The organism is Acidimicrobium ferrooxidans DSM 10331 (genome assembly GCF_000023265.1).
GTDB lineage: Bacteria > Actinomycetota > Acidimicrobiia > Acidimicrobiales > Acidimicrobiaceae > Acidimicrobium > Acidimicrobium ferrooxidans.
In genome coordinates, this window is sequence record NC_013124.1 from 1,938,701 (window position 1) to 1,952,739 (window position 14,039).

Consider the following 14,039-nt stretch of genomic DNA (forward strand, 5'->3'; position numbering starts at 1 on the left):
GGTCCATGGACGCAGCGACGCCGTTGATCGATCCCTTCGGGCGGGAGATCACCGACCTCCGCGTCTCCATCACCGACCGCTGCAACTTCCGGTGCACCTACTGCATGCCGGAAGAGGGTATGCACTGGCTGGACCGAGGCGAACTCCTGAGTTTCGAGGAGATCACTCGCATCGCGCGCGTCATGGCGACAGCCTTCCGGCTCCAGTCGGTGCGCATCACCGGTGGCGAGCCGACGGTACGAGCGCAGGTACCGTCGCTCATCGAACAGCTCGCGCAGGTTCGTCGCCCCGACGGCACCGGTCTCGAGCTCTCCATGACGACGAACGGCGCGACGTTCGCACTGCTCGCGGACGACCTCGTCTCGGCCGGTCTGGCGCGCGTGAACATCTCGCTCGACACCTTGCGTCCCGAGCGCTTCGCACAGATCACGCGCCGGACCCGCCTCGAACGGGTCATCGAGGGCATCGACGCAGCAATCCGCGTCGGTCTGTCACCGGTGAAGCTCAACACCGTCGTGATGCGCGGCGTCAACGAGGACGAACTCCCTGACCTGGTGCACTTCGCGGTCGATCGTGGCATCGAAGTACGCTTCATCGAGTTCATGCCGCTCGACGGGGACGGGCACTGGTCGCCCCGCGACGTCGTCTCCGAGGCCGAGATGCTGGAGCTGCTCGCCGCGCACTTCTCGTTCCACCCCCTCGCACGGTCATCGGCTCCGGCGACCACCTACGAACTCGATGATGGATCTGGGCGCTTCGGGGTCATCCCGACGGTGACGCACCCGTTCTGCGACGCCTGTGACCGCGTGCGCCTCAGCGCCGACGGCCGCTTGCGCACGTGTCTGTTCGCGCTGGACGAGCACGACCTGCGCCCGCTACTGCGCGGTGGCGCAGGCGACGATGCGCTCGCCGAGCGCATCGTCGCCATCGTCGGCACGAAGTGGGCAGGCCATCAGATCGGTACCGTCAGGTTCCGCCGGCCATCGAAGTCGATGAGCCAAATCGGCGGTTGAATCGGATCGCTCCGTGGCGAATATGCCACCCGGCGAGTCATTCCTGGCCTAGAGTGTGGCCATGGCCGACGGCAAGCTGACCCACTTGGACCCGCTGGGGCGGGCCCGCATGGTCGATGTGACTCCGAAGGAGCCCACGCACCGGAGAGCGCTCGCTCGCTGCAAGGTCTTCATGAAGCCCGAGACCACGGCGCTCGTCGCCAACAACGCCGTGACCAAGGGTGACGTGCTCGGCGCCGCGCGGATCGCTGGCATCCAAGCAGCGAAGCGCACCCCGGACCTCATCCCGCTGTGCCATCCACTCCTCGTCGGCTCCGTGTACATCAACTTCACGCTCGGCGACACCTACGTCGAGGTCGAAGCCCAGGTCGAGACCGTCGACCGCACCGGGGTCGAGATGGAGGCACTCACGGCGGCGTCCGTCGCAGCGCTGACCATTTACGACATGTGCAAGTCGTACGACCGCACCATGGTGGTCGGTGACCTCGCGCTCTGGGAGAAGGTCGGCGGTCGCTCAGGCCACTGGCGTCGGGAGGAGGCCGTCGAGCTGTGACCATGCGGGTGCTCGAGGGAATCTTGGCCATCGGCTGGATCGCCATCCTCAGCGCACCGATCGTCGCTCGGCGCAACGACCCTGACGGATTTGTCTCGCTGCGACGGTACCGCAAGGCTCGGGTGGCACTCGCGCGTCGCTTCGATGGTACGGTGGCGGTTGAACTCCCGATTCCTTCCTCTCCACGGGGCTCGTCCCAACAGCTGGTCAGACGTCGTCGGGTCTATCTGCTGCTGGGAGCCGCCCTCCTCGCTGGGCTCATCGCACTGCCCGTCGATCCGCTCGGAGGGTTTCTCACGAGCCTCGTCGCCGCGACCATGTTCGTTGGCTACGTACGGTTGATCCGCCGGCAGCGGACACCGAGTAGTTCGATTCGCCAGATGGTGATTCAGCCCGAACCGAGCCGCTAGCATGCTCGTTCATCGGCGACCACGCCGATGAACCCTCGGGGGTGTAGCTCAGCTGGTAGAGCGCTACGTTCGCAACGTAGAAGTCGGCGGTTCGAGTCCGCTCACCTCCACCGACGGTCAGCCTCACCTGCTGGATCTGGTGGGTCCGATCACGGTTTGCATGACAGCACGCGATGGGTTCACCAGCGCGCGGGCACGTGCTCAACAGACCCGACCGCGCCGAGCTGTTGGCACACATCGACGGGCGCAGCGGCCGTTCGACGGCATCGTCTCTTCGCGCTCGGCTGGTGCGTGTGCCCACCTCCGCGAGCGGCGTCTCGCAACGATCGGTTGAACCGAGTGTGCAGCGAGCCGGCCCGCTTCGAGCCCCTGGGAGTCCTCGGGATCGGGAGTGCCGGGCATACCCGCAGTTCGGCACGGGCTCGCCGTGGCGTGGTCCTCAAGGAGGTAGCGATCTCCTTCGTCGGCCGCCCCCTCGAGACATCGATGGGGGCAGGGGGAGCAGTCTCACCCAACATTGACATGGAGGGGAACTCCGAGCACAGCGGGTTGCGCCGCTCGAGGCTGCCTGGCGCAACAATCCGGAGCGCTTCGTACGCAAGCCGCCGGAGCCGCCTGCCCTACCGAGGCACGTCTTGATCAATCCGCCAGAGGAAGTGGCAGCGCCGACACAGTGAAGTGCCGACCAGGGGTGTCCGTCAAGGCTTTGACAGGTTCCGGAGGGCGTACGATGCACGAGCCCACACGATCCCCGTGATGCCGATCCCCCGTCTGCGAGGAATCAACGCATCGTGCGCCGATAGGTAGGCCACCTCGGTGGAGATTCCCCGTCAGCGAGAACACAACGCTGCCACCGCATTCAGGTGAGCGCTACCGGTATGGCTCAGTGCTCCGATGTGCTCGGGAGCCTTGACAGAACATCGTCGTCGGATCGACCAAGGAGCTGTGCCAGCGCTCCGAGCCGCTCGGGGACCAGGCGGTAGTACACCCACATCCCGCGCCGCTGGCGGCTGACGATCCCGGCATCGAGCAGAACCTTCAGATGGTGGCTCACGGTTGGCTGCGCCAGGCCAAGAGGAGCCACCAGGTCACACACGCAGGCTTCACCCAGAGGCGCACCCTGGAGTAGGCTGATCAATTGGAGCCGAGCAGGATCAGCCACAGCCCTGAGCAGGGTGGCGAGTCTCTGGGCCGCTGCCCGATCAAGCGTCGGGCGCGTCAGGGTTGGAGTGCAGACATCGGCCGCCGTCGACTGACCGGCATCAGGACGGACCAGCGGCCGTACGGCGTTCCTCACAGCCCTCATCCTACAACCGCCCTCTCGGCACCGAAGGGATCCGTCGACCGTGGCCTGGATATATTGATGACCATCAATACATTACGGTGCAACCACGCAGGTCGAAGACCGACCGCCCCGTTGGGCGGCGTCACCAACGTGCAGCAGCACTGGACGTCACCGACGAGCAGCAGCCATCGGCACGCGCATCGACCTCGAACCGTGCCAGCGACGAGGACCCTCGGACCCAGGCACGCTCCTCTGATAACCCCTCGGTGTCCCTTCCCTCCACGGCGGTTGGACTCTCAGGGAGTCACGAACTCCCGAAGGCCGCGCCGTAGTGCCACTGCGCGGAACACCCGAGCGCGCCGACAGTCCCCATCGCGGAGCGCTTCCCAGTCGTGCAGCCGAAGGCGTATGGAGCTCGCGTGCTGAGCCTCCACGGACCCGCCCTCATCGTCACGGCCATCGCGATCTTCGTCGCGACCCTGGCCCTCGTGATCACGCAACCCAAGGGACTGTCGATCGGCTGGTCAGCGACCGGAGGCGCGCTGCTCGCTCTCGCGCTCGGCGTCGTCCACCTCACCAACGTCGTCACGGTTTGGGGAATCGTCTGGAACGCCACCGCGACCTTCGTCGCGTTGATCGTGATTTCTATGGTGCTCGACAGAGTGGGGTTCTTTCGGTGGGCCGCACTCCACGTCCTGCGCGCAGCCCACGGCAGTGCCGTCCGTGCCTTCTTCTACGTGCTCATCCTTGGCGCGGTGGTCGCAGCCCTCTTTGCGAACGACGGCGCAGCGTTGATCTTGACTCCGATCGTGTACGAGCAAGTGCGTGCACTCGGGTTCGGGCCTCGTCAGGCGCTCCCGTTCGTGATGGCGGCAGGCTTCATCGCCGACACAACGAGCCTCCCGCTCATCGTGTCGAACTTGGTCAACATCGTGAGTGCCAACTACTTCCACATCGGCTTTGCTACCTACGCCAAGACGATGGCCCCAGTCGACCTCGTGGCCTTCGTCGCGAGCACCGCGGTCCTCTACCTCTTCTATCGGCGGATGCTGCCTGGTCGTTACGATCCGAACGCGCTTGCCGCTCCCCACAGCGCCATCGCGGACCACGGCCTGTTTCGGGCCAGCTGGGTGGTGCTCGGGGTCCTGCTCGGCGGCTACTTCCTCTCGGAGCCGCTCCACTTCGTGGTGTCGATCCCCGCCGGTCTTGCGGCGATCTTCCTCCTGCTCCTCGCCTCCCGCTCTGCCGCACTCTCCTCGGCCGCCGTGCTCCGCGAAGCCCCGTGGAGGATCGTGGTGTTCTCGATCGGCATGTACCTGGTCGTCTTCGGGCTGCGCAACGCTGGTCTGACCACTTTCCTCTCCGACGCCCTCAGCGCAACCGCTCGCGCCGGACTCGTGCCAGCGGCCCTTGCGAGTGGCTTCGGTGCTGCCGCGTTGTCTGCGGTGATGAACAACTTGCCGACCGTCCTCATCGGTGCGCTGTCGATCAACGGAGCACATCTCGCAGGACTCGCTCGGACGGCGTCGGTGTTCGGCAACGTGGTCGGATCAGACCTCGGCCCGAAGTTCACCCCGATCGGCTCCCTCGCGACGTTGCTCTGGCTCCACGTCCTCGAGACCAAGGGCATCAAGATCAGCTGGGGCCGCTACTTCCGCCAAGGCATCGTGCTCACCGTTCCGGTCCTTGCCATCACGCTGGCGGCCCTGGCAGGGTGGGTCGCCATTGCGCACTGAAACAGCGTCAGCCCGCGATCGATCAAGGAGCCTTCGAGAGCAAGGAGCAACCATGGACCCACGACGTCGTCTCGACCAGCCGCAGCCGACGAGTGACCCCCGACCGATCCGGTGCCGATACCCGGCCGCCTTTCACGGAGGAGACCTCGGGCCAGCCGAGAGGCGCATCGGTCATCTCGGACCCGGTGCCGCTCGATGGGCGCAGAGGTCAGCATGATGCGCCTTCTGTGCATCGGAGGGAGCGACGGCGGGATCTCTGCCGCGTTGCGCGCTCGAGAGCTCGACGCCTCGGCCGAGATCACCGTCGTGCTCGCAGACGACTACCCGAACTTCAGCATCTGTGGCATCCCGTACCACGTCTCGGGCGACGTCGCCGACTGGCACGACCTGGCCCACCGGACGCGCTCAGACCTCGAAGCGCTCGGTATCACCCTGCTCACGGGACACACCGCCCGCCGCATCGACGTCGCTGGGCACACGGTCGTCGCAACCGATGCCGACGGACGCGAGATCAGCCTCGGCTACGACCGCCTCGTCCTCGCCACTGGCGCGACGCCCCTCCGCCCACCGATCGGCGGACTCGACCAGCTCGGCCACGGGGACGGTGTCCACGCCGTCCACGCCATGGAAGACCTTCACGCGGTCATGGCGAGTCTCGCCACCCGCGCACCGTCGCGAGCGGTCATCGTGGGGGCCGGCTACATCGGCCTCGAGATGGCCGAGGCGCTCACAACCCGCGGCATCGCCGTGAGCGTGCTCGAAGCGCTCCCCCACGTCCTACCGACGCTCGACGGACCCCTGGGCGACGTCGTCGCCGAGGAACTCGCTACCCACGGCGTGGCGGTCTACACCTCCACAACGGCGAAGGCCATCACGACGGAAGGCCGTCGGCTCCGCGTCCACGCCACGTGGGCACCCGAGGCTGAGCCCAGAGCGCTCGAACTCGACGCCGAACTGGTCCTCGTCGTCACCGGGGTCGCCCCCGACACCGCACTCGCTCGCGCGGCCGGCCTCGAGCTCACCCCGAGGGGCGCGATCCGAGTCGACCGAACCATGCGAACCAACGCCCCAGACGTCCTTGCGGCCGGGGACTGTGTCGTCACGTACCATGCCCTCCTCGGCGAGACGTATCTCCCGCTCGGCACAACAGCCCACAAGCAGGGGCGTATCGCGGGCGAGAACGCCCTTGGCGGCGATCGCCACTTCGCCGGCAGTCTCGGCACCCAGGTCGTGAAGGTCTTCGACCTCGTCGCAGCTCGTACGGGCATCCGCGACGGCGAGGCCGAGCGCGCCGGTTTTCGACCGCGCACCGTCGCGTCCTCTGCCGACGATCACAAGGCCTACTATCCGGGCGCCACCTCCGTCCGGGTTCGCATGACAGGCGATCTCCTGAGCGGGCGCCTCCTCGGTGTCCAGATGGTCGGGGCACTGACCAGCGCTGTCCACAAGCGGATCGACACCGCAGCAGCCGCGCTCTTCGCCGGCCTCAGCGTCGATGAACTCGGCGACCTCGACCTCTCCTACACCCCGCCGCTCGGCAGTCCGTGGGACGTCCTCCAGGTAGCCAGCCAGCGCTGGATCAGTGAAGCACGGCCCGTCGACGACGCACACTGAGGCGTGGACGGCGCGACTCACACAACGAGCAGGGGCCGTCGCGGCGAACTCGCGACGGCCAGGCTAAGGGGTCTGGCGAGCGCGAGACTGCCCCATGTCGGGTGAGCTCGGGGCTGATTCCGCCGACCGCGCACCTACCAGTTCACGACCCGACATGAAGCGCGACACTTCGACTCGTGCGCTAGCGCACCCCATCCCGTCATCGCACCCCGCCGCGGGCACTCTGGTCCCCACCAGGGGCCACCGAAGCACACGAGCCCTCCCCGGGACCACCCCGAGCCCCATGGGATCGGCGCGCAGACTCCTGGCTCCCGACTGCGCTCGTGAGCGTGCGGCTGCGACCTGCACGTCGAGCGGCGCTGTGGTAGCCTGATGCTTGCCACGGGAGCCCAGTCGGGCTGAGAGGGCGGAAGAGCCGCCGACCGTTGGAACCTGATCCGGCTCGTACCGGCGGAGGGAGGCAGTATGAACACCATTCCTGTCGCGTCATTGCGGCGCCGTCACGTCGACGAAGCGCCAACCGATCACGTCGTACAAGCTGCACACCCGCAGCAGCGCCGCGTGGTTCGTGAGGCTCCGCCACTGCCCCATGACCTCTCTGGCGACGACGATACCGTCCTCGTCCCCTTCTTGGAGGTGGCGACCGCCGAGGGTCCCGTCATCCTGCCGACGAGCCTGCCCGGTGCCCCACTCGGATCAGACGGCCTACCACAGGTCCGGGCACAGGTCCTCCGCCATCGCTATGGCGCCACCGTGACCCGTACGCTGCCTGGGGGGCCGCTGCCCAACGGTGCTCCCGCCCGTCCCACGTACGCCGCCAACCAGATCCTGACGCAGCGGACCCTCGCGCGCCGCGGATTTGGCTCGTGGGAGCTGCGCTTCGTGGCAGCCCGAGAGCAGGTCACGCTCGAGCGCGTGCTCGACGACGTCGCGAGCGGGCGGGCGGTCGTGCCGGCAAATCCCAACCATCCGGAACTCGAACCGACGATCATCGGCCGGAACTACCGGACCAAGGTGAACGTCAACCTCGGGGCGTCGAGCGTACGCGCCGACATCGACGAAGAACTCGCCAAGGTCGCGGTGGCGCTCCAGGGTGGCGCCGACACCATCATGGACCTCTCCACCGGGACCAAGCTCGCCTGGGTGCGCGAGTGGATCCTGCGCAACAGCTCGGTTCCGGTGGGCACCGTGCCGATCTACGAAGCGCTCGATCGCGTCGGTGGTCGGCCCGAGCGGCTGAGCTGGTCGCTGTTCGCCGAGGTGCTCGAGGAGCAGGCGCTCCAGGGGGTCGACTACGTCACGGTGCACGCCGGCCTGCTCCGCGACTACGTGCCGCTCGCGGCACGCCGGACCACCGGTATCGTCTCGCGCGGCGGCTCCCTCATGGCCGCATGGAGTCAGCATCACCAACGCGAGAACTTCTTGTTCGAGCACTTCGATGAGCTGCTTGCTATCGCCGGTCGCTACGACCTCACGCTCTCGCTCGGCGACGGCCTGCGGCCCGGCTCCACCGCAGATGCCAACGACGAAGCTCAGCTGGCCGAGCTCCGCACGCTCGGCGACCTCGCACGACGAGCTGGAGAGGTCGGCGTCCAGGCCATGATCGAAGGGCCAGGCCACGTCCCACTCCACAAGATCGCGGAGAACGCACTGCTCGAGCAAGAACTCTGCGACGATGCGCCGTTCTACACCCTCGGACCCCTCGCGATCGATGTTGCGGCGGGGTGGGATCACGTCTCATCGGCGATCGGAGCTGCCGTGATCGGAGCGCACGGGGCAGCCATGCTGTGCTACGTCACGCCCAAGGAGCACCTCGGCCTCCCGAACCCGGAGGACGTGCGTGCGGGGCTCATCGCCTATCGCATCGCCGCGCACGCAGCCGATCTCGCCAAGGGGATCAACGGCGCACAGGCGTGGGACGATGCCATGAGCCGAGCCCGCTACGAGTTTCGCTGGAACGACCAGTTTGCCCTCGCCATCGATCCCGCAGGAGCGCAGGCACACCACGACGAAAGCCTGCCAGCGCGCGCAGCCAAGGATGCCGAGTTCTGCTCCATGTGTGGGCCGAACTTCTGCGCGATGGCACACTCGCATCGCGCGCTTCACGACGCCTGACGGCAACCGAGACAGCGCTGCCGATCGACACTCGTTCGCGTCGCGATCCGATCGGCGCACCGCACAGCACACTCGGCGACAGTCGGCCATGCGTCGCTGTGGTCGATCTCAGCCGAGAGCACTCGCATCTCGAGCCGGACCTGGGTCGACGATGGCGTCGGAACGACCGACAATGCCTCGGCGACCCGGTAGGGGCATCGACCGAGCTGGGCACCGGAACCTCGGACCAGCACGCCACCGAGACGACCAGACGCTCGGTAGCCCGGCTCGGGCGCGCCTGTGCTGGTGCGTGAGCGGGCCCGCTCGCGACGTCATCGTCGGGTGCGCACCAGCATGCCTGAAGTCTGCTTCTCCCATCTTGCTACGGTGGAGCCGTGCCAAGGCCACAGAGGACGTCGAGCTCCCGGTCGTCGGAGGGGCTCACCACGAATCCAGAAGTGACGTGTCGCCCATCTCGCAGCTGGTCGCGGGGGCACCACCCCTACGCTGGTCTCACAGCCGTACTGGCCACCAAGCACGACAAGCTCCCGCTCATCGCTCCTCCACTGGAAGCAGCGATCGGTTTGCAAGTCGAAGCCGTCCCCGTCGACACCGACGTCCTCGGCACGTTCACTGGCGATATCCCTCGCCCTGGACCTGCGCTCGACACCGCCATCGCCAAGGCGCGCCTTGGGATGAGAGCAGCTGGCCGTTCCCTCGGCCTTGCGTCTGAGGGCAGCATCGGCCCCGACCCAGCCCTCCCGTTCGTCCATGCCGATCGAGAGATCGTCGTCCTCGTGGACGACGAGCACGGGATCGTCGTGTGGGAGAGCCATGCGAGCTGGGATATCGTCGCCGCCTCGACGACCGTCCGCCCCGACGATGACCTCGAACCGTTTCTGCGCGAGGCGCACTTCCCGGAGCACCAGGTCATCGTCCGTCCGAACCACGGAGTGCTGCATCCGATCTACAAGGGCATTGCCTCCCTCGACCACCTGACTTCGGCCATTGCAGAGTGTGCTCGTGCTGCGACAGACGGTTTGGCCCGCGTCGAGACTGACCTGCGGGCCAACGCGTGTCCCTCGCGTCGGAGCGCGATCGCAGCTGCTGCTCAACGCCTTGCCGATCGGATCGCTGCTCGCTGTCCGGGCTGCGGCGCACCTGGGTGGGGGCGTGTCGACGTACTCGTCGGCATCCCGTGCGCGTGGTGTGGCACCGAGGTCCCCACACCACGCGCCGAGATCGACGGCTGCGTGGCCTGCGATTGCCGCCAGATGCGTCCTCTCGTCGCAGCCGAGCATCGAGCCGACCCGAGCGAATGTCCTGTGTGCAATCCGTAGTGAAGAACGAGAGACGGTAGCGGTCGTCACACAGCGAGCACGGCGGAGCGCGTGAACGTTGGCCACCTCGCGCACCGACGCCTGTCCCCTTGAGGACAGGATCCCAGCGTCCTCGAGACGTTCGACAATGCTGATCAACGAGGCCCATGGCTGCTTCGTTCTCCCTCACCAGAGGGAACACCGCTCGCCGCGCGCGTGCTCGTAGATCGCGCTTCGCCTCCGGTCGGTCACCACCAGTCAGCGAGCTCGGTACGACATACCGCAGACAATTGTCGACGCCGTTCGAGAACTGAACGATGTCACCGGTGAACAGTGAACAGCCGACCATGGAGGGTGATCGCTGTGGAAGACTGGGCACTCGTCAGGCGGCTGGTAGCTGAGGGCGTCCCCAAGGCTCGCATCGCCGAGCGACTGGAGTTCTCGCGCACGACGGTCGTAAGGCTGGCCGCCCGGAGCGAGCCGCCGAGCTATCGGCGAGCCCCGACCGACAGATCCCTTACGAGCGTCGAGGCCCGGGCGACGGCCCCGCTCTTCGCAGACGAGCGTGACCTCAGCCAGTTCCGAACGGATGCAGCCTCACTGGTCCTCGACCAGCGCCGCGCCATCGCTGACTGAGGTGCCCCAGAAGTTATAGACACCCAGGTTACTTCATGCGAGCCCCCTCCGCGACGAGGTGCTCGAAGACGACTGGGGCAAGGTAGCCGATCTTCGAGCAGCTGCGCTGGTGGTTGTAGAACTGGATGTAGCTCTGTATGCCGCGGCGCAGCTCGGCGAGGTCGCCAAAGGCGTGGCGGTAGAAGAACTCGTGTTTGAAGATCGACCAGAAGGACTCCGCGCTCGCGTGGTCGTAGCAGGTGCCGGTTCGCCCCATGGAGCGCGTGATGCCGTGTCGGGCACAGAAGGCCACAACTCGATGGTCGCTGAACTGACTCCCTCGGTCGGTGTGCCAGATGACCCCCTGCGCGTTGGACCCACGCACCGCGACGGCCTGGCCGAGGGCCTCGAGCACGAGCGTGGTCTCCATGCGCTCCGCGACGCTCCATCCGAGCACCCGCCGCGAGTGCTCGTCGCGCACCACACACAGGTATGCCATCGCGCCGGCGAGAGCGAGGTAGGTGATGTCCGAGGTCCAGAGGGCGTGCAGGCGCCCCGGGTCGAACTTCCTGGCAACGAGGTCTGGTGGGTAGATCGCCTTCGGATCGGCGTGGGTGGTCGCTGGGCGGAACCTCCTGGGGCTGATACCGCCGATGCCGCCCCTGGCCATCGCTGCCGCCACCGTGTTGTGGCTCGTCACCACGCCAGCGGCTCAGAGTGCCGCCGTGATCCGTCGTGCGCCGTAGGTGCCAGAGGATGCCTGGTGGACCGCGACCACTCGGTCCTCGAGGTCGCGTCTCGCACATGCCCGACGCGACGGTGCTACCTGGGTGCGTCGCCATCGGTCGTAGCCAGCCCGGGAGACCTCGAGGAAGCGTGCCATCCGCTTGATCTTGAAGCGAGCGTACTCCGCCTCCATCAGCGCGAATCTCTCTTGCGTGGTGGCTTCGCGGCGAAGTACGCGGCTGCTTTTCCCAGGAACTCGTTGTCCTTGCGCAGCTCCTCGAGCTCCCTGCGCAACCTGATGAGCTCCGTGCGCTCCTGCGCCGTGAGGGGCGGGCTGCCAGTGGCGTTTGCTGCTTCGATCCGCCTGCGCTCCTCCCGCACCCATCGATAGAGGTTGTGCTCCCCGATCGCGAGCTCACGGGCCACCTCTGGGACGCTCCGGCCGCTGTCGATGACCCGGTGGGCCGCCTCGGTCCGGTACTCCAGGGTGAACTTCCTTCTCGACGTCCCCATCGACCTCCCCTTCCCTCTGCCATGGTACGTGTGACTTACGACGTGTCAACGGAATCTGGTGTAGGCAGCGGCCTTCTTTTGACCCGGGATCAGCGGTGCGAACTGACCCACCCGTGGCACAACTATAGGTGGTAGTGGTGAGGATCGTGGTGCTCGGCGTCACCTCCCTTCGCCATGGCCTCGGCCGCCTGGGGCAACAGTCCACCGGGGAGCCGCTGCTTGGTCCGGTCCTTCAGGCGGTAGCTCTCGCCTCGGATGTTCAGGACCGTGGCGTGGTGCAGCAAGCGGTCCAATATGGCCGTCGCGAGCACCTGGTCCCCCACCAGGGTGCCCCACTCGCCAAAGCCCTTGTTCGAGGTGCAGATGATGCTCCCGGTCTCGTAGCGAGCTGAGATCACCTCGAAGAAGATTCCCCCGGCCTCCGTCGAAAGCGCCCGGTAACCGATCTCGTCGATGACGAGCACTTTGGGGGCGAGGTACTTGCGCAGACGCCTCGGGCTGCCCATGCCCTCGAGGTCGGCCACCATGCGGGCCATGGTGGTGAAGTAGACGGAGTGCCCGGCCTCGAGAGCCGACAGGGCGAGCCCCACCGCGAGGTGGGTCTTGCCCACCCCAGGAGGTCCAAGGAACACCACGTTGGTGGCGTTCGCCACGAAGGCGCACGAGGCGAGCTCGTTGACGAGGGCGCGATCCACCCCGGCGGCAAAGTCGAAGTCGAAGTCGCCAAGGCCCTTGCGATGGGGCAGGCCCGAGAGCTTGAGCCTCGTCTCGTAGCTGCGGTGGCGACGCTCGTCGCGTTCGGCACCGAGGAGGGAGATGAGGAAGTCCACATAGGAGGCCTCGCGTTGGGTGGCGGCCTCGATGGCGGCCCCGACGAGCTCGGCGCTGCGGGGAAGGCCGAGCTCGCCAAGGAGTGCTTCGGCGACCTCAAGCATGGCTCAGCGCCTCGTAGGCATCCAGCGAGCGCACCTCGACCGTGGTGTCGACGAGCTGGCGGGCTCGGGGGCCACGGAGTGCGCCAGCGAGCTCGGCGCGTGGGATGCCCTGGTACTGCTGGGGCAGGTAGACCACCGTGCGGGTCTTGAACCCAAGCGAGTGGGTGGCGATCACCCTTCCTGTCTCGTCGGTGATCTCGAGGGTGCGCCCTCTGGGCAGCACCCACACCGTGCGCGTGACGTAGGCGATTGGTACTCCGTAGCTGACGCCGCCGAAGGAGACGAAGCCATCGAGGCTCACCCGACGAGGGCGGCGCACGAAGGCATCGAGCTCGGCGCGTGGCGGCAGGGGACGTAGGGCCTCGCGCTCGGCACGGTCGAAGACCTCCATGGGCGTAGCACCGAGGCTCGGATGCAGCCTGTGGTCGCGCTCGAGGCTCCAGCGATGGGCCTGCTCGTTGAGGTCGGCGAGGTCACGGAAGCGGCGGGCTGGCCAGAAGTGCTCCTTCGCGTAGCGGATGGAGCGCTCCACCTTGCCCTTGGTCTCGGGCCGTCGGACCCGACACAGCGAGATCGAGATCCCGAGGTAGCGGGCGAGATCGAGCAGCTGGGGGTGGTACTCGTAGCCGCTTGCGGCGTCCCCGCCGAGCACGACGGTCTTCATGTGGTCGGTGAGCACCACGTTCGTGAGTCCCCCGAAGTGGCAGAAGGCCTCGAGCAGCGCACCGATGAAGCCGTAGCTGTCGGCGCTCGGGGCGAAGGTGACGAAGGTGCGCCGCGAGTAGCCAAGCGTCGCCACGAGCCCCGGGATGCGTCGCTCCTCGCCCCTGGCGTCCACGTAGGAGAAGATGCCCCAGTCCACCTGGAGCTGGTGGCCAGGCGGGGTCTCGTAGCGGCGGATGGGGACGGGTTTCGGAGGTGCGGTGTGGCGGATGGTGCGCACGTAGTCGCGCACGATGGTGACCTTGCCGGTGTAGCCGAGCTCGGCGATCCGTTCCACGATGGCCGGGGCCGAGGTGAGCCCGTCTGCCACCAGCCGGTCGATCTCGGCCTTGTAGGGGTCCAGCTTGGAACCCCGTCGGGGGCGGGTGGCCTTCCCCGAGGTGCCGGCGCCGTCGCGCAGGTAGCGCCGGACCGTGTTCCGGGAGTGGCCCGTGCGCCGCGCGATCTCGCGGTAGCCGTAGCCCTCAGCCTGCAGTTCGAATAGCCTCATCAAAGACCTGCCC

General features: G+C 67.1%; 14 protein-coding genes, 1 tRNA gene and 1 riboswitch. Of the genes, 9 read left to right on the forward strand and 6 right to left on the reverse strand.

Annotated features, from left to right (window positions below; translation table 11 throughout):
• The first annotated feature begins 5 nt into the window (after positions 1 to 5).
• The 4 genes from moaA (at position 6) to AFER_RS09585 (ending at position 2,086) form a co-directional block, all read left to right on the forward strand.
• A complete protein-coding gene (gene moaA / locus AFER_RS09570; RefSeq protein ID WP_015799244.1) occupies positions 6 to 1,013 on the forward strand; it encodes a GTP 3',8-cyclase MoaA in 1,008 nt (335 codons plus the stop codon).
• A 61-nt stretch (positions 1,014 to 1,074) separates the two neighbouring features.
• Positions 1,075 to 1,566, forward strand: coding sequence for a cyclic pyranopterin monophosphate synthase MoaC (gene moaC, locus AFER_RS09575; RefSeq protein WP_015799245.1), 492 nt, complete (start codon positions 1,075 to 1,077; stop codon positions 1,564 to 1,566).
• Positions 1,563 to 1,976, forward strand: a complete 414-nt coding sequence (locus AFER_RS09580; protein WP_015799246.1) for a hypothetical protein — start codon at positions 1,563 to 1,565, stop codon at positions 1,974 to 1,976. Before moaC ends, AFER_RS09580 begins: the two co-directional genes overlap by 4 nt.
• Before the next feature lie 37 nt (positions 1,977 to 2,013).
• Positions 2,014 to 2,086, forward strand: a tRNA-Ala gene (locus AFER_RS09585).
• 773 nt (positions 2,087 to 2,859) lie between these two features.
• Here AFER_RS09585 and AFER_RS09590 read toward each other — a convergent pair.
• Entirely contained in the window at positions 2,860 to 3,282 is a 423-nt protein-coding gene (locus AFER_RS09590; protein ID WP_083769396.1) for an ArsR/SmtB family transcription factor, read from the reverse strand.
• A gap of 398 nt (positions 3,283 to 3,680) precedes the next feature.
• On the opposite strand from AFER_RS09590, the gene AFER_RS09595 reads away from it, so the two are divergent.
• The 5 genes from AFER_RS09595 to AFER_RS13005 all read left to right on the forward strand — a co-directional run bounded on the left by AFER_RS09595 (position 3,681) and on the right by AFER_RS13005 (position 10,660).
• A complete protein-coding gene (locus AFER_RS09595) occupies positions 3,681 to 4,997 on the forward strand; it encodes an arsenic transporter (RefSeq protein WP_015799248.1) in 1,317 nt (438 codons plus the stop codon).
• 213 nt (positions 4,998 to 5,210) lie between these two features.
• Complete coding sequence (locus AFER_RS09600) at positions 5,211 to 6,611, forward strand: FAD-dependent oxidoreductase (protein WP_015799249.1); 1,401 nt, start codon at positions 5,211 to 5,213, stop codon at positions 6,609 to 6,611.
• 371 nt (positions 6,612 to 6,982) lie between these two features.
• Positions 6,983 to 7,087, forward strand: a riboswitch (TPP riboswitch).
• Positions 7,077 to 8,726, forward strand: a complete 1,650-nt coding sequence (gene thiC / locus AFER_RS09605) for a phosphomethylpyrimidine synthase ThiC (protein ID WP_015799250.1) — start codon at positions 7,077 to 7,079, stop codon at positions 8,724 to 8,726. Its footprint overlaps the riboswitch before it by 11 nt.
• Before the next feature lie 563 nt (positions 8,727 to 9,289).
• Positions 9,290 to 10,045, forward strand: a complete 756-nt coding sequence (locus AFER_RS09615; protein WP_143712024.1) for a DUF6671 family protein — start codon at positions 9,290 to 9,292, stop codon at positions 10,043 to 10,045.
• Between the two features lie 333 nt (positions 10,046 to 10,378).
• The gene (locus tag AFER_RS13005) at positions 10,379 to 10,660 is read left to right on the forward strand and encodes a helix-turn-helix domain-containing protein (RefSeq protein WP_179943743.1); all 282 of its coding nucleotides are present in this window, start codon (positions 10,379 to 10,381) and stop codon (positions 10,658 to 10,660) included.
• 28 nt (positions 10,661 to 10,688) lie between these two features.
• Here the strand turns inward: AFER_RS13005 and AFER_RS09625 are convergent, their stop codons facing one another.
• From AFER_RS09625 to istA, 5 genes are all read right to left on the reverse strand, one after another.
• Positions 10,689 to 11,342 (reverse strand): IS3 family transposase, encoded by a 654-nt coding sequence (locus AFER_RS09625; RefSeq protein ID WP_143712025.1) that lies wholly within the window; start codon positions 11,340 to 11,342, stop codon positions 10,689 to 10,691.
• Positions 11,343 to 11,351: 9 nt separating this feature from the next.
• Entirely contained in the window at positions 11,352 to 11,558 is a 207-nt protein-coding gene (locus tag AFER_RS12110; protein ID WP_143712027.1) for a hypothetical protein, read from the reverse strand.
• Positions 11,558 to 11,878: a transposase gene (locus AFER_RS09630; RefSeq protein WP_015799253.1), complete on the reverse strand. Its 321-nt coding sequence runs from the start codon at positions 11,876 to 11,878 to the stop codon at positions 11,558 to 11,560. The genes AFER_RS12110 and AFER_RS09630 overlap by 1 nt, the downstream gene beginning before the upstream one ends.
• Positions 11,879 to 12,000: 122 nt before the next feature.
• Positions 12,001 to 12,813: an IS21-like element helper ATPase IstB gene (gene istB / locus AFER_RS09635; protein WP_015799254.1), complete on the reverse strand. Its 813-nt coding sequence runs from the start codon at positions 12,811 to 12,813 to the stop codon at positions 12,001 to 12,003.
• The gene (istA, locus tag AFER_RS09640; RefSeq protein ID WP_049755475.1) at positions 12,806 to 14,026 is read right to left on the reverse strand and encodes an IS21 family transposase; all 1,221 of its coding nucleotides are present in this window, start codon (positions 14,024 to 14,026) and stop codon (positions 12,806 to 12,808) included. The genes istB and istA overlap by 8 nt, the downstream gene beginning before the upstream one ends.
• Positions 14,027 to 14,039 lie beyond the last annotated feature (13 nt).